Consider the following 16,565-nt stretch of genomic DNA (forward strand, 5'->3'; position numbering starts at 1 on the left):
CAGCCGCGATCGCTCTAGTGTGATGATGTTGCAAGGCGGGAAAGGCTAAAACCCATGACTTATGCGATGCAATTACACCAGATTAACCAAGATATGCAGCAGTGCATCCAAAATTGCCTAGATTGCCATAGTGTCTGTCTCAACACAGTATCCTACTGCCTTCAACAAGGTAAAGACCATGCCGATGCTAAACACATTGCCTTGATGCTAGATTGCGCTGAGATCTGCCAGACGAGCGCCAACTTCATGCTCCGAAGTTCAGCTTTGCATATGCGAACCTGCGGGGTTTGTGCCGAAGTGTGCAATATGTGTGCGATGGATTGTCAGCGATTTGCTAACGATGCTCAAATGCAAGCTTGTGCCGATACTTGTCGTCGTTGTGCAGAGACTTGTCGAGAAATGTCAATGGCAGCGATGTAGCGGTAACTTTTTTGGCGATCGCGAAACAATACTGTTGTCGGTTCAATATCAACTTGTGGTTACTCAATCAGAGTTGCACCAATCATCGCGCTGCTAGTGAAAGGGCATCAGTAGGACAGTTTGAATCGTGCGATCGCTCCACCTAGCCGTAGCTTTTATTAAAAAATAATCATCATCATTACTATGCCAGATCATCCTTAAGACGAAGGTCAGCCCGATCCCACTATTCTAAGGTTGATTTGGGCTTGTACAGCGAGCTACAACGCAAGAGAATATCATGCTGATCGCTGCTTGTGGAGTCACTGCGTACGTGACAAAAGATCTTCATAGGAGAAAGCCAACATGCAACTCAATCTCATACTGTTTTGGGTCACTGTCTCATTCGTGGTTGTGGGAGCAATTGTGCTGCTACTACAATCTGCGATCGGTTTCCATTAACAAAGTGCAAATTGGAGGAAGCTTATATGAATTATCTGGTTGCTGTATTATCTGATCGCATGCAAGCTGAAGCAGCATACTCGGCTTTGGAAAACGAAGGTTTACCGACTCACCAGGTTGATATTTTAGGGAAAGGCTACAAAAGTGCAGACGAGTATGGACTAATTGATCCAAATCAGCAAGCACGTAAAGGTGCAAAACGCTTGGTGTATTGGCTGGTGCCATTTGGGTTTGTGGCAGGGTACACCTTCAACTTTTTAACGGGCATCGAGGTTTTTCCAGCGATTGGGAACGTTGGGAATCACATTTTTGGTGGCGTATTAGGAGCTGTCTCTGGCGCATTGGGGGCTTACCTAGTTGGTGGCAGTGTCGGTTTAACGGTTGGCAGTGGTGATGCATTGCCCTATCGCAATCGCCTTAATGCTGGCAAGTATCTGATTGTGGTCAAAGGCACTGAGGAACTGATTCAACAGGCAACTCGCGTGTTGCGATCTTTCGAGCCTGAGAATATTCAAGGCTACACCGAACCGACAAATGCTTGATCTCCTCTTCGTTTGTCGCAGAAAAGCCAGGAAGTCGTAAAATCAGGGAATGGAAAATCAGCAGCAGCAACACCACTTCCCAATTCTTCCTCATACTTGGAATCGTCCCATCGGTCTTGGGTGGGATAAACCCTACATTGTCCGCATGGCTAGCAATCTAGATGATGGTCCCTGGCATGGAATGCCTTTAGGTGGCTTCGGTGCAGGTTGCATTGGTCGCGCTTCGCGTGGTGATTTTAATTTATGGCACATTGATGGTGGCGAGCATACTTTTAAAAGTATTCCGGCGTGTCAATTTAGTGTATTTGAGCAACAAGCATCCACATCACAAGCTTTTGCTTTATGTACTGAACCTCCAACGGATAATACTTTAGCAGCTTGGCAGTGGTATCCAGGGCAGGGAAAAGGTGTTTATCACGCGCTGTATCCTCAAAGTTGGTTTGTTTATGAAAATGTCTTTCAAGCACAGCTTAGTTGCGTGCAATTTTCGCCAATTTTGCCAGAGAATTATCAAGAAACAAGTTATCCAGTTGCCGTTTTCGCGTGGACAGCACATAATCCCACAAATCAACCACTGACACTCAGTATTATGCTTTCTTGGCAAAATACAGTAGGTTGGTTTCAAAATGCCATCAAAAATCCTGAAATTAGAATGCGTGATGATGGCAGTCCGGTTTATGAATATGAACCTTGTTTAGGTAATAGTGCTGGTAACTTGAATCGATGGATTGCTGAAGATAATTATTGTGCTTGCTTACTAGAACGCACTGGTAGTGATTTGCAAGATGGTATCGGACAGTGGGCGATCGCAACTACGCAACAACCCAATGTAGAACTTTTCTACCACACGCGCTGGAATCCTAAAGGTGATGGTGCAGAAATTTGGCACAGTTTCGCCAATAATGGCTCTTTACCTAATACTGAAGATACAACCCCAGCAGGAGAACAAGAACAACTTGCGGCGGCGATCGCGGTGCGTTTTACACTACAACCAGGCGAAACTCGCGAAATACCTTTTGCGATCGCTTGGGATTTTCCTGTGACTGAATTTGCACCAGGAGTGAAATATTTCCGCCGCTATACTGATTTTTTTGGACGAGGTGGTAACAATGCAGTGGCGATCGCCCAAACAGCATTGCAAAACTATCAAACTTGGCAAAAGCAAATTCAAGCTTGGCAACAACCTATTTTAGATCGCGAAGATCTCCCTAGTATTTTTAAAATGGCACTGTTTAACGAACTGTACGACCTCACGAGTGGTGGTACATTGTGGAGTGCAGCAGATGAACGCGATCCTATTGGTCAATTTGCGGTTTTAGAATGCTTTGACTACCGCTGGTATGAAAGTTTAGATGTCAGATTGTACGGCTCTTTTGCTTTATTAATGCTCTGGTCTAAACTCGAAAAATCAGTGATTCGCGCCTTTGCCAGAGCAATTGGGCAACGCGACGATCGCACTCGTGTTATTGGTTACTATTACACGCAGGGGCTAGAAAGTCCTACAGCTTTACACAAAGTTGCAGGTGCAACACCTCACGACTTAGGCGCACCAAATGAGCATCCCTGGGAAGCTACTAACTATACAAGTTATCAAGATTGCAATTTATGGAAAGATTTATCTTGTGATTTTGTCTTACAAGTCTACCGCGACTTTGTGCTGACTGGTGCAACAGATTGGGAGTTATTGTGGGATTGTTGGTCTGCGGTTGTGCAAACACTGACTTATTTAAAGACATTTGATTTAGATGAAGACGGAATTCCAGAAAATTCAGGTGCGCCGGATCAAACATTTGATGATTGGCGCTTGCAAGGTATCAGTGCTTACTGTGGAGGATTGTGGTTAGCTGCACTCGAAGCGGCGATCGCGATTGGCAAAACTTTACTCAGTTACCCCGAAGATCATCCTGCAAGTAAAATTCTGGCTGCTGCACCTGATTATCCACTCATTCCCGAAACTATTGAGATATTTCAATCTTGGTTAGAGCGATCGCGTCCTATTTATCAAGAAAAACTTTGGAACGGTCAATACTATCGCCTAGATAGCAATAGTGGTTCTGATGTAGTGATGGCAGATCAACTGTGCGGGCAATTTTATGCACGGCTACTCAAATTACCTGACATCGTGCCACAAGAGTGCGCTGCTCAAGCCTTAAACACTGTCTATGATGCTTGCTTTCTGAAATTTCATGATGGTCAATTTGGAGCTGCTAATGGTCTAAAACCTGATGGTTTGCCAGAAAACCCAAAGGCAACGCATCCACTCGAAGTTTGGACAGGAATTAACTTTGGACTCGCGGCGTTTCTGATGCAAATGGGTATGAAATCTGAAGCTTGGCGCATGACGCAAGCTGTTGTGCAACAAGTTTACGACAATGGATTACAGTTCCGTACTCCAGAAGCTATCACTGCTAAAGGTACATTTCGCGCGTGTCACTACCTCCGTCCAATGGCAATTTGGGCAATTTATGGTGTTTTAAGTAGATGGACGTAATGGTTTATCACAAGTTTTATGCTGGTTAATTGCTAATAATTTTACATTTGTAGAACGTTGCATTTAATTTCCCCCGCCCCTCTTTATCTCCTCTAATTTTGAGGGAGAAGATAAAGAAAAACATTTATTCACGGGGCTGGGGGGCGCAATTGACTCAACTACGTAAGTCCTGATTTATTTTCACTTACTTAAAGTTTTTGTAAAGTTCGATCCGAATTTGCGTAATTCTTGACTGAAACACTGACAAATCTACATAGGTTCGTAGTTTCACTTGTTGCAATATGAGCTTATGCTTTCAGCTGCTTGCGCAGCTAACTTGCACAAACGCAACAATCAGCAAGTTTTATAGCCATGCCAGTCAAGAATTTTCTCAAACCTCACCAAAAAGAACAACTGCAGCAAGCGCTGCGCGAAAGTCAATGCCCATACTTCAGGGAAAGGGTGCTAATGTTACTCCTGATGAACGACGGTAAAACTTATCAAGAAATCGCTGATTTTATTGGTTGCTCGTATCGTACTGTAGCTTACTGGTGCACCCATAGCGAGCCAGACAACTTAGATAGTATGAAAGACCAGAGGCAAAATGGTAATTACCGCAAAGCCACAACAGAATACATTGATTTGTTGATGGAGGTAGTACAAAAAAAACCTAGTGAGTTTGGATTAAATTTTGATGCTTGGAGTGGAGAACGACTAGCAAACTATCTTGCACAATCTACAGGCATTCAACTCACAGGCGCACACGTCAGAAAGCTCCTCAAAAAGCAACATGATACCTCCCGAAAGTGCTGTACTAAATGATTTTCTGACATCAGACCTTAAATATTTCTGAATCTGTTTTGAAAAATCTAGATTTTAATTAAGATAGAACTTAAGGGCAGTTTTAAAACTGCCCTTAAAAATGTGTTTTGATAAATTTACAGTTTAGACTTTATAGCTTTACTTAAGATAATACTGAATAACATTAACTAGCGGTACTTTCAATTATCTTGCCAATAATTCAATCATGGCTCAATTCATAATAGATTCACTGCAGGTTATTTATGCATTTTTGTTTAGTGAATTTTTAAACTGAATTATCTCAAATTAATCAAGTTGAAAAAATGTTTGCGTATCTTGGCGAACAATCAATCTTAAGTTTACTCAACTTAATACTTTGGCAAAATCTCTGATTCTTGACTCACGATAGAGAATAAACCATTGTATGTTTGATAATGGTTATCATTACGTATAGTACAAAGGAATGGACACATGGTAACTACAACAACTGACGTTGTCCCCGTTACAGTTCTTACGGGCTATCTAGGAGCTGGTAAAACAACGCTACTCAATCGTATTCTCACACACGAACACGGAAAAAAGGTCGCTGTGATTGTGAATGAGTTTGGGGAAGTGGGTATTGACAACCAACTGGTTATTGATACAGATGAAGAAATCTTTGAAATGAACAATGGTTGTATTTGTTGTACTGTCCGTGGCGATCTGATTCGGATTATTGGGAATTTGATGCGGCGGCGCGATAAGTTTGATCATTTAGTTATTGAAACAACAGGACTCGCTGATCCTGCACCGGTCATACAAACGTTCTTTGTTGACGAAGATATGCAGACTCAGTTGAGTTTAGATGCAGTTGTGACTGTAGTAGATGCTAAGCATATTTGGCAGCACTGGGAAGCAGATGAGGCTCAAGAGCAAATTGCGTTTGCTGATGTCATTTTGCTCAATAAAGTTGATTTGGTGTCAGAAGATGTATTGGAGGAGTTAGAACGACGAATCCGCAGTATGAATGCGATCGCCAAAATCTACCGGACTCGCAATGCTGAGTTAGAAATGGACACATTATTAGGTGTCAATGCGTTTGACTTGAGTCGTGCATTAGAAATTGACCCAAATTTTTTGCAAGAAGACGCCCACGAACATGATGAAACTGTCGGTTCGATTGCTTTGGTGGAACATGGTGCTTTAAATATGGACAGGTTGAATGAATGGATGAGCTACTTGTTACAAACTCGTGGACCTGATATTTTCCGCATGAAGGGTATTCTAAACGTTGCTGGGGAAGATCGTCGCTTTGTTTTTCAAGGTGTACACATGCTCTTTGAAGGCAAGCGCGATCGCCGTTGGAAACCCAATGAAACCCGTAAAAGTGAACTCGTGTTTATCGGTCGCAATCTTGATGAAGCGGAGTTACGCGAAAATTTCTTAGCGTGTATAGAGTAGATCGAAGGGTCAGGGATCGGGGATCGGAGGTCAGGGGAACAGCAGTGCAGCGGGTAGTTGGGTAGACAGGTAGTAGAGTAGGCGGGTAGTTGGGTAGTAGAGTAGGCGGGTAGTAAAGAACAATAATAATTAAATCTCTTCCACACTCCCACACTCCCACGCTCCTACTCTTTCACTAGTCACTAGCCACTAATCACTTGCTCCTCGCTAAATAAGTCCTATATTTTTTAAGTTGAAACCATGAAGTCTCAAACAGTTAATTCTCAGCAATTCGATTTGTATTTTTCTGAAATGCTTGAGGATTACGTAACCGCGATCGCGTGGTCGCCTCAAGGGAATATTTTGGCTGTTTGTTCTGCGGCTGGGGAAGTTATGCTGTGGCAGCATTCACCTGAAAGCCAAGAAGAATGGCAACGACTACCACTGCAAACAAGTCACCATCAATCAGTAGACTGTCTTGCTTTTTCTAGTGATGGTCACTTTCTCGCCGCTGGCGGTCAAGCAGGAGTTAGAGTTTGGCAGCTGCATCAAGATGCTGAGGTGAATCAGTGGCAACTCCTTAACATAGCGCATCCGTCAACGTGGGTTGATCGACTCGCTTGGAATCCTTTATGCAATCAACTTGCTTTAAGTTTAGGGCGCAATGTTCTGGTGTGGGATGCAACAGCACCAGAAGCAACTATCACGCTCAATTTTGATGCTTCTTCAGTACTAGGATTGGATTGGAGCTTTGATGGTCAGTATTTAGCGATCGCAGGATATCAAGGTGTCAAAATTTGGGAAAGCCAAGATTGGAACGAAGACCCTTATATTTTCGATCTTCCGACAGCGACTCTTGCGGTGGCGTGGTCTGGTGACGCTAAATTTTTTGCAATTGGCAATATGGATCGCACGATTGCCGTTTTTGAATGGAATAATCCTAACCCCTGGGTGATGCGGGGTTTTCCTGGTAAAATTCGTCAAATTACTTGGTCAAACGCAATCAGCCAGCAAAATACTCCTTTGTTTGCAGCAGCTAGTGTTGAAGGTATCGTTGTGTGGTCTAAGCATCCTGATGATCTTGTTGGTTGGGAAAGCAGAGTACTACAGCATCATGTCGGTGTCATACAGGCGATCGCGTTTCAACCCCAAAGCTTGCTCCTAGCTTCAGCAGCAGAAGATGGTTTAGTTTGTTTATGGCATAAAGCTAAACATCTCGCCCAAACTTTAGAAGGCGCACCTCAAGGCTTTTCCTGTCTTGCTTGGCATCCCCAGGGTCAGCAACTTGCTGCTGGCGGGAAAAACGGTGAATTACGCGTTTGGATGCGATCGCGTCGCGGTCAAGGGTTTAATCATCGCTGATACACATTAAAGTTATGTTACAGACAAAATCTATGGAAGCAATCAACAAATGGCAATAACAGTTTAGTCTGTCAACTTAATCAAGTATGAAATAAGTAAGTGGGTGAAAATAATCGTAACTCAAGGGTTGTTATCGGTCGATGGTTAATGGTCAGTGCAGCAACAATTACTAATTAACTATTAACCAGAATAAAAGGCGCAATCAATGATGACACCCACCTGCTTAGCTGCTGATGTGGGTAGACAAGATGACTACTCCACACATAATCTTTATTTTTTTGAGCTACTGAATGATTCTAATTCAACTACAACATCATTCACTAAGCTTTTAGTACTTTTCTTTCTATTTTTTCTATGGTCATAATATTTTTTCTCTATGATCCACAAAGGTATAACTGAAATAGCAATCAATGTTAGAACTAAAATTTTAAAACTGACTTTGCGAAAATTATTAAATTTTCTATTTGCTAATTGGTAGTTGGTTGATAAAAAATCAGGGCTATATTGACTTGTAGCCTACTCCTCTAATCTAGATGATAGTGTTTCGCCTTATTTTTGCTAAATAGGCAGCTAGGAAACTCAGGAGAAAAGAGATGAGATTATGATTGAGCGCAACTATTTTTTATATTGATAAAATGTCTTACTTTTAGGCTTAAGTTTGCTAATTAATGGCTATTTCAATGCTTAAGTTTTTAGTTCTTTATCAAGAGAAACTTAACCGAACACTACTAAGACATTTATGAGATTTCTCTAATAATGTGTAGCTTACTATTTCTTATTAGATACAACTCAAGATACATAAATAAATTAGTCAACTATAGTAGGATATTAAGAAAAATTGTGCGTTTTTCCTGCTGAAACACGAGTATATGCGAGATACTTCTCCTATGGCTTTAGCTCAAGTGGCAGAATACTTCAAAGTTTTATCAGAAGTGAGCCGACTTCAGGTATTAAGTTGTCTGCGGTCAGGTCCCAAAAATGTTATGGAAATTGTAGAAGCAACTGGATTAGGTCAAGCTAACGTCTCCAAACATCTCAAAATGCTAATGAACTCAGGAATGGTTTCCCGTCATCCTCAAGGAGTCAGTGTATTTTATAAAGTTTCCGATCCCGCAATTTTTAATTTGTGTGAGATTGTGTGCGATCGCATTTCAAATCGCCTGCTCACCCAAGCAAATCAAATCGAAACCCTCAAAATGCCTGACCAAGCACAGATCCAGTAGTGATTTAGTCATTGCCAAATTTTTGCTGATGGAGAGTAGATAGGGACGTTACCAACTTTACAGAAAATAGGAAAAAGCAAAGTAATATCTTTTAACTCTAATCTCCAACCTAATGCAACTCATAATTAGCCTAAATCCGGTGATTACTCGCAATGTGAAGGAATCAAGTAAAAAATATTGCCAATTATCAAAGAGTTGTACCTTGGTCATTTCACCAAAGATGAGACAAGTTACTTCACTAAAATGAGTGGGCGTTGTCCTGGCTCAAATCGATGACTTTGCTCCTGCATTACAGATTTGGCTTGTTGGGGATCGAAGTAGCGATTAAAATCTGTACGAAGTTGTTCTACACGTCCTTGGGCTGACTCAACCTCAGATTTAATTTCTTTCAACTGATGTTGCTGTGACAAGTAGTAAGGAACAAGTTTGGCTATCGTAGATCCTGTTGCTACTAACAGCACCAGATTAACAGCTATTTTTGCTGTTGTTTGAATTGCCGTAGTCCGATACGGGTGACGACGGTTTTTTCTCTTGCGAGCAATCCGACGTGGTTCTTCAGGTTTGAGTGGTGGTATGGAATGAATAGCGTTCATAACTGCTCAAAAGCTGCACTAGAGAAAGCTGGGTGGATAATAGCAAGACAATGTGCCGATTTTAGACAAATCTTTCTGTCAATCCCTAAATTTTCAAAAGTTGGTCTTTCTTGATTGACGCTGTTTTTTACAAAACAGCAAGATTTACAAGGGCAGTCAAAAGAATTGCAGCCTGATAAATTGCCCTGTAATGTCACTTAATCTGCATTGCTTCACAAGCAAAGTATCGCTAGCTGGCTTAATAGTCAACAGTAATTTTACTGAACAATTATGAACTTTACTGAGCTACATAGTATTAGTCAAGCTTCAAACTTGAGCATGACAATCAATAGGATGAAGAATAGTGCCGCAAGGAGTAGCAAGTCAATTTGATTTTCTGCAATCCTTAAGCAGCAAAACCTTCATCCTTTTTCTGTTTATGTCGTTGTAGATGGTGTTACTTGTAAAGCTCTGTTGCTAAGCGGACAGCAAGGACACCAGGGATCAGTGCTACTACAAGTGCTACAAAAACTTGTGTATCTGATATAGACATGGTAAGAAACCTCCTTGAGGCAAAATGTAAATGTATCTAACAATCACTACTTTTGACTAAATTGTTCAATTGATGGAATAAGTTTTTACAATATGAAACAAATTAGGAAGGATCAAAGGTCAGGGATCAGAGTTGAGGGAATTTCTATACTTGATCAAGTAAGGAATAAAGATCTTGTGCTTTGTCGCACGCTATCTCGACGTCAATTTTCCCATGCTTAAAACCAGTAATAGCTTCAGTTTCTCTCCGTAAAACCCTGATCCCAGACCCCTGACCTCTTTCAAGATGCTGTACCCTGCGAGTCATAATTACACTCTCGGAATAGATTTTGGCACCTCTGGCGCAAGAGCAGTGGTTATCGATTCTACAGGAATGGTGCAAGCCGAAACTAAGATATCGATGACATCTGATGCGTTAACACAGATAAGTACGTGGGAAAATACTTTATTGAGTTTGATTGAGCAAATTCCCCTCAAACTAAGGCAACAAATTAATGCGATCGCCATTGATGGAACTTCTTCAACAGTACTCTTATGTAATGCTGTAGGGACTCCGGTAGCGCCACCACTGATGTATAACGATGCTCGCGGAGTTACAGTACTAGAACAATTAAAAGCGATCGCGCCACCAAATCACATAGTATTGAGTGCAACATCAAGTTTGGCAAAGCTATTTTGGTTGTCTCAGCAATCAACTCCTGATGCTCAATACTTCCTGCACCAAGCAGATTGGTTAGCGTTTTTACTTCACGGCAAACTCGGCATCAGTGACTATCACAACGCGTTGAAGCTAGGTTATGACGTTGAGCACTTTTGCTATCCCTCGTGGTTAACAGAACTTGCAATTGCGCCTCTGCTACCTCAAGTGTTAGCACCTGGTAATGTAGTTGCTACAGTTACGCTGGAAATTGCAACACGCTTTAACTTCCCTCGCGATTGCTGTGTGTGTGCAGGAACAACAGATAGTATTGCTGCTTTTCTTGCCAGTGGTGCGATGTCTCCTGGAGAAGCTGTCACGTCGCTTGGCTCTACAATGGCTCTCAAGCTACTGAGCCACACTCGCGTGGAGAATAACCAGTATGGTGTTTATAGCCATCGTCTAGGCGATTTATGGCTCACTGGAGGTGCTTCCAATACTGGGGGTGCAGTGCTACAGCAGTTTTTCTCCAACACTGAGTTACAACAATTAAGTCTTCAGATCGATCCCCAGCAAGCCAGCCACTTGGATTACTATCCATTATCAAAACCAGGCGATCGCTTTCCTGTAAATGATCCTCACTTACCACCTCGACTCGAACCAAGACCAGATAATTTAGTCGAGTTTCTGCATGGATTGTTAGAAAGTATTGCCCGCATTGAACACCAAGGTTATCAACTTTTACAGCAACTTGGTGCAACTTCTCTCATGCGTATTTACACTGCAGGTGGTGGTGCAGCAAATATTACCTGGACTGCTATTCGCCAGCGTTACTTTGGAGTGCCCATAGTAGCATCCAAAGAGACTGAAGCAGCTTATGGAACTGCATTATTAGCCATGCGTAGTATCAATAGTAACAGGAACTAATAGGGAACGAGTCGTCGTCTTTCCTAAATTAGGGAAGCAGGATTGATATTTAATATGAAATTTCTGGTGAAGCATAATGTTAACTTGCGGCAAATTGTTTCAGTTGTGTTGTTGAGTAGTATTTTATCGAGTGTTGTCGTCGCGATCGCTGTAGCCGATTCAGCACCCAGTATTTTACCTGAGCAAAAGTATAAACTTACAAGTCAACGACAAAGCAATTGTGCTCAACTTCCGCGTTCAGTAGCCGATGCAGTACGACAAGACGTATCTCAGCGCGAGAATATTCCTGTTAGTAAACTACAAGTCACTGCATTAAGTCAGGAAACTTGGTCAGATGGTTGTCTTGGAATGGCACAACCTGATGAATTTTGCACTCAAGCTTTGGTAGAAGGTTGGCGCGTGAGCGTGTCTGATGGACGTTCAACTTGGGTTTATCGTACCGACTCCTTAGGAAGAGTTGTGCGCCGTGAAACACTTCAAAATACATCTAATTTACCTGCAATTGTGGTTGATGTAGTGCGACAGTAAGTTTGAGTAATGAATGTATTTAACTAATTCCTATCTTGTGGTGAAATAAGAGAATTGCAATTTAGAAGCAAGCAGTCTAAATAACCATAGTTGAATCACAGGATGAGCGCAGCACCAGATTTACCTTTACCCCAGGTAATCGGAATTGACTTGGGTGGAACCGCAATTAAACTTGGGAGGTTTGCTCAGGATGGTACTTGTTTAGCATCGTTGAGTGTAGCTACTCCTCAACCTGCAACACCACACGCTGTCATAGAGGCTATGGTGGATGCGATCGCTCAAATTGATCCCGATCGGCAATGTCAGGCGATCGGTATTGGTACTCCAGGTCCTGTTGATGTGTCGGGACGAATTTCTACAGTCGCAATTAATCTGCACAACTGGCGTGATGTTCCCTTGGCAGATTGGTTAGAAGCTAAAACAGATCTTCCTGTTGTTCTTGCAAATGATGCTAACTGTGCGGGATTAGGAGAAGCTTGGTTAGGTGCAGGACAACACTTTAGTAACTTAATTCTATTAACACTAGGAACTGGTGTTGGTGGTGCAGTCATTCTTGATGGCAATCTTTTTGTCGGACATATGGGAACTGCTGCGGAACTGGGCTTAATTACCCTCAACATTGATGGTCCACCGTGTAATAGTGGTAACTATGGTTCGTTAGAGCAGTATGTATCAGTCCAAGCAATTCGTCGCCGCACCGGACTCGAACCCGCGCAACTTGGCGCACTTGCCAAAGTAGGAGATATAGATGCATTGACTTTTTGGCAGCAGTATGGTAAAGAGTTAGGCGCAGGTTTAGCGAGCTTGATTTATGTTTTGACCCCCGAAGCAATTATTATTGGTGGCGGTGTAAGTGCGAGCGCAGAGTTTTTCTTTCCCAGCATTCACGCTGAAATTGAATGTCGGGTACTACCTAGTTCTCGCACTGGCTTAAAAATCCTCACCGCCAAATTAGGTAATCAAGCTGGAATAGTAGGCGCTGCTAAGCTTGCATGGAACAGGTTAGAGGAAGAGAATTAAGCAGAGGGTAGTAGGGTAGTAAAGAACAATAATAATTAAATCTCTCCCACACTCCCACACTCCCACACTCCCACTTGCTCCTCGCCCCTAATCCCTCTTCACGACACCTCTACTGGTGCAGGTAATGGAGAAGATGATTGCGATCGCATCATCACTGCTTCAACAAATCCTTTAAATAAGGGATGTGGTGCACTAGGGCGTGATTGAAACTCAGGATGAAACTGTGTCGCTACAAAAAAGGGATGATTTGGGAGTTCGACTATTTCTACCAAGCGCCCATCAGGAGATGTACCACTAATTGCGTAACCAGACTCTAAAAACAAGTTACGGTAAGCATTATTAAACTCGTAGCGATGGCGGTGTCGTTCGTAGACGACTTCTTCTTTGTAAAGCTTGAATGCTAAAGTATTCGGTGTCAGGCGACAAGGATATAACCCTAAGCGCATTGTACCGCCCAAATCGACGACATCCTGTTGTTCTGGTAATAAGTTGATCACCGGATGCGAACCTTCGGGATCAAACTCAGCACTGTTGGCGTTTTCTAAACCAGCAATGTCTCTTGCCCATTCAACTACAGCACACTGCATTCCTAAGCACAAACCTAAAAAGGGAATTTGGTGCGTACGGGCGTATTCTACTGCGGCAATTTTACCGTCTACTCCCCGAATGCCAAAGCCTCCTGGCACAATTAAACCATTAACTCCTTCTAGGTAACGTTCTACTGGCTCATCTTCTAAGTTTTCTGAATTTACCCAGCGTAGATGTAAGTCACCACCCATTGCGATCGCCGCATGACGTAGTGCTTCAACGACTGATAAATAAGCATCGCCAAGCCGGACATATTTACCGACGATTGCAATCTCAATATCATGTGTTGGACTATACAAGCGCTCTACAATTGTGCGCCATTGACTGAGATCTGGCTGACGTTGTTCGAGTTGCAATAACTCTATTGTTTGCTGTGCTAATCCTTCTTGTTCGAGATTCAATGGCACTTCATAAATGCTTTTAGCATCTTGCGACGTGATGACACACTCAACAGGTACATCACAAAACTCTGACATTTTTTCTTTTAAGCCAGGTGGCAGCGGGCGATCGCATCGACAAACTAAAATATCTGGTTGAATACCTATTGAGCGTAACTCTTTGACAGAATGCTGTGTTGGCTTTGTTTTCATCTCCCCAGCCGCAGGAATCCACGGTACAAGCGTTACGTGGAGATACAACACATTTTGTCGCCCAACATCCTTGCGAAACTGACGAATTGCTTCTAAAAACGGTAGTGATTCGATATCTCCTACTGTGCCACCAATTTCCGTAATAACTACATCAGGATTTGTGTTTTTGGCTACTCTTTTAATGCGTTCTTTGATTTCATTTGTGATGTGCGGAATCACCTGCACTGTCCCACCCATGTAGTCGCCGCGACGCTCTTTATTCAACACAGCTTGATAAATTGAGCCTGTTGTCACACTGTTGAGCCGCGACATCGATGTATCCGTGAAGCGCTCGTAGTGACCTAAGTCTAAGTCAGTCTCAGCACCATCTTCAGTAACAAAAACCTCTCCATGCTGAAAAGGACTCATGGTTCCAGGATCGACATTGATGTAAGGATCGAGCTTTAGAATCGATACTGAATAATCGCGTGACTTCAGCAACCGTCCCAAACTGGCTGCAACAATGCCTTTGCCAATGCTGGAGACGACACCGCCAGTGACAAAAACAAATTTAGTCATAAAAATTTAATGAGGAACTTGTGCAGATATACCCCGTCAATTGTGCCACAGTATTGAGGGAGTAGGAGCGAGGAGCGAGGGGCGAGTGGCTAAATGCTATTCTAATTGTAATGTGATCGGATTAAGTTTATTAATTTCTGTCATGGCATCTGCGCCAGCTTGGGCAAATCAGCCAATGACTGTTGTTTATCCACCTAAGGAGCATCAAACGACATCAGAGCGCATTTTTTTGATTGGAACAGCACCACCAGATGCAGAAGTAACAGTCAATGGTAAAGCGATCGCCCGCAGTCGAGCCGGACATTTTGCTCCTAGTTTTCCTTTACAAGTGGGTGATAACGTTTTCACGCTGCGCTACCAAAATCAGCAAGTTCAAGTTAAAGTGACGCGACAATCCACAACACCAGAACCTCCAGTCGGATTAGCGTTTGCTCAAGATTCCTTGACTCCAGTAGTAGATGTAGCAAGATTGCCAGGAGAATTAGTTTGTTTTAGTGCAATTGCTCCCCCTAATGCCACAGTATCAGTCAACCTCGCCAATCAAAAAGTTCCCTTACTCCCACAATCTCAGAATATTCAGCTACCGCTAAACTCCGCTGCATTAACGCAACAAAATCAGCCTACTGAAGCTATTACTGGTCAATATCAAGGCTGTACCACACTACCAGCAAGTTTTGCTTCTCTAATTTACGGCAATAATATCAACACTGGTATGGTGACTGGCTCTAACTCAATTCAGCCTCAGTTTCAGCTAACTGTTAATGGTAAAACAACAACACAACCAAGTCCTGGTAAAATCTCAGTTTTGTCTCCTGCACACTTAGAAGTAGCCGAAGTTACTGCGGATGCAGGTGTGGCGCGAACAGGTCCTGGTACAGATTATTCTCGCTTAACACCACTACCCAAAGGAACCCGCGCTAGCATTACTGCCAAAGAAGGCGAATGGTTACGTCTCGATTACGGTGGTTGGATTAACAGTCAAGAAACCAGGATTGTTGCTGGTGCAGTTCCACCGCGATCGCTGATTCGTAGTGTCAGCGCCCGTCAAGTTGCTGGTGCAACTGAAATTGTGTTTCCTTTGCAAGTACCAGTACCAGTCAGCGTACAGCAAAGCGATCGCACATTAACTCTGAATCTCCACAATACCACCGCCCAAACTGACGTCATTCGTCTGGATGATAGCCTGTTAATTTCACGTTTAGATTGGCAACAAATCGCGCCAGAACAGTTGCAATACACCTTCAACCTCAAAACTGCCCAACAGTGGGGTTATAAGCTGAGATACGACGGTACGAGCTTAGTCTTAACTTTACGTCATGCACCTGTAAGAGGACAAGGGGAATTAACTGGAATCAAGATTCTTCTCGATCCTGGACATGGTGGGGCAGAATTAGGTGCAAGAGGACCGAATGGATATCCTGAAAAAGAAATTAATTTAGTCATATCAAAATTGGTGCGCGATCAACTGGTAGCACGAGGTGCGACAGTGTATATGACACGCGAGGAAGATACTGAATTATCGTTAGGCGATCGCGTAGCAATGATTGATAAATTAGAACCAGCAATCGCACTTTCACTACATTACAACGCCTTACCCGATAGTGGTGATGCTATGAATACTAAAGGATTTGGTGCGTTTTGGTATCATCCCCAAGCTCATAACCTTGCTGTATTTCTACATAATTACGTCGTCAACAAACTCCAACGCCCCTCTTACGGAGTTTACTGGAATAACTTAGCACTCACCCGTCCTGCATCAGCACCTTCAGTGTTACTCGAACTAGGATTTATGATCAATCCTACCGAGTTTGAATGGATTGTCGATCCACAAGCACAACAAAGATTAGCAGAAGCGATCGCTCAAGGTATTACTGAGTGGTTCAGTCGCGTTCAACGGTAGGTTTGGGAATCGGTCGCT

The 16,565-nt window shown here is 42.9% G+C and carries 14 protein-coding genes; 11 read left to right on the plus strand and 3 right to left on the minus strand.

Annotated elements, in window-relative coordinates:
- Positions 1 to 54: 54 nt before the first annotated feature.
- The 7 genes from CSQ79_RS26305 (at position 55) to CSQ79_RS26335 (ending at position 8,675) form a co-directional block, all read left to right on the plus strand.
- Positions 55 to 420 (plus strand): four-helix bundle copper-binding protein, encoded by a 366-nt coding sequence (locus tag CSQ79_RS26305; protein WP_099704064.1) that lies wholly within the window; start codon positions 55 to 57, stop codon positions 418 to 420.
- 464 nt (positions 421 to 884) lie between these two features.
- Positions 885 to 1,400, plus strand: a complete 516-nt coding sequence (locus CSQ79_RS26310; protein WP_099704065.1) for a hypothetical protein — start codon at positions 885 to 887, stop codon at positions 1,398 to 1,400.
- A gap of 49 nt (positions 1,401 to 1,449) precedes the next feature.
- Positions 1,450 to 3,891 (plus strand): GH116 family glycosyl hydrolase, encoded by a 2,442-nt coding sequence (locus CSQ79_RS26315; RefSeq protein ID WP_099704066.1) that lies wholly within the window; start codon positions 1,450 to 1,452, stop codon positions 3,889 to 3,891.
- 351 nt (positions 3,892 to 4,242) lie between these two features.
- The gene (locus CSQ79_RS26320; protein WP_099704067.1) at positions 4,243 to 4,692 is read left to right on the plus strand and encodes a helix-turn-helix domain-containing protein; all 450 of its coding nucleotides are present in this window, start codon (positions 4,243 to 4,245) and stop codon (positions 4,690 to 4,692) included.
- A gap of 450 nt (positions 4,693 to 5,142) precedes the next feature.
- Complete coding sequence (locus CSQ79_RS26325; protein ID WP_099704068.1) at positions 5,143 to 6,111, plus strand: CobW family GTP-binding protein; 969 nt, start codon at positions 5,143 to 5,145, stop codon at positions 6,109 to 6,111.
- Between the two features lie 240 nt (positions 6,112 to 6,351).
- Entirely contained in the window at positions 6,352 to 7,452 is a 1,101-nt protein-coding gene (locus CSQ79_RS26330; RefSeq protein ID WP_099704069.1) for a WD40 repeat domain-containing protein, read from the plus strand.
- Positions 7,453 to 8,321: 869 nt separating this feature from the next.
- Positions 8,322 to 8,675 (plus strand): ArsR/SmtB family transcription factor, encoded by a 354-nt coding sequence (locus CSQ79_RS26335; protein WP_099704070.1) that lies wholly within the window; start codon positions 8,322 to 8,324, stop codon positions 8,673 to 8,675.
- Between the two features lie 230 nt (positions 8,676 to 8,905).
- Here CSQ79_RS26335 and CSQ79_RS26340 read toward each other — a convergent pair whose 3' ends face one another.
- Both CSQ79_RS26340 and psaM read right to left on the minus strand, forming a co-directional pair.
- Positions 8,906 to 9,268 (minus strand): slr1601 family putative cell division protein, encoded by a 363-nt coding sequence (locus CSQ79_RS26340; protein WP_099704071.1) that lies wholly within the window; start codon positions 9,266 to 9,268, stop codon positions 8,906 to 8,908.
- A gap of 436 nt (positions 9,269 to 9,704) precedes the next feature.
- A complete protein-coding gene (gene psaM / locus CSQ79_RS26345) occupies positions 9,705 to 9,800 on the minus strand; it encodes a photosystem I reaction center subunit XII (RefSeq protein ID WP_099704072.1) in 96 nt (31 codons plus the stop codon).
- A 285-nt stretch (positions 9,801 to 10,085) separates the two neighbouring features.
- Here psaM and CSQ79_RS26350 point away from each other — a divergent pair, with 285 nt between their 5' ends.
- The 3 genes from CSQ79_RS26350 (at position 10,086) to CSQ79_RS26360 (ending at position 12,911) form a co-directional block, all read left to right on the plus strand.
- Positions 10,086 to 11,363 (plus strand): FGGY-family carbohydrate kinase, encoded by a 1,278-nt coding sequence (locus CSQ79_RS26350; protein WP_099704073.1) that lies wholly within the window; start codon positions 10,086 to 10,088, stop codon positions 11,361 to 11,363.
- 54 nt (positions 11,364 to 11,417) lie between these two features.
- Positions 11,418 to 11,891, plus strand: a complete 474-nt coding sequence (locus tag CSQ79_RS26355) for a DUF8738 domain-containing protein (protein ID WP_289501577.1) — start codon at positions 11,418 to 11,420, stop codon at positions 11,889 to 11,891.
- A gap of 102 nt (positions 11,892 to 11,993) precedes the next feature.
- Positions 11,994 to 12,911, plus strand: coding sequence for an ROK family protein (locus CSQ79_RS26360; RefSeq protein WP_099704074.1), 918 nt, complete (start codon positions 11,994 to 11,996; stop codon positions 12,909 to 12,911).
- Positions 12,912 to 13,009: 98 nt separating this feature from the next.
- Here the strand turns inward: CSQ79_RS26360 and pyrG are convergent, their stop codons facing one another.
- Positions 13,010 to 14,647: a CTP synthase gene (pyrG, locus tag CSQ79_RS26365; RefSeq protein WP_099704075.1), complete on the minus strand. Its 1,638-nt coding sequence runs from the start codon at positions 14,645 to 14,647 to the stop codon at positions 13,010 to 13,012.
- A 142-nt stretch (positions 14,648 to 14,789) separates the two neighbouring features.
- Here pyrG and CSQ79_RS26370 point away from each other — a divergent pair, with 142 nt between their 5' ends.
- Positions 14,790 to 16,547: an N-acetylmuramoyl-L-alanine amidase gene (locus CSQ79_RS26370; protein WP_099704096.1), complete on the plus strand. Its 1,758-nt coding sequence runs from the start codon at positions 14,790 to 14,792 to the stop codon at positions 16,545 to 16,547.
- Positions 16,548 to 16,565: the final 18 nt, after the last annotated feature.

The organism is Gloeocapsopsis sp. IPPAS B-1203, assembly GCF_002749975.1.
Taxonomy (GTDB): Bacteria; Cyanobacteriota; Cyanobacteriia; order Cyanobacteriales; family Chroococcidiopsidaceae; genus Gloeocapsopsis.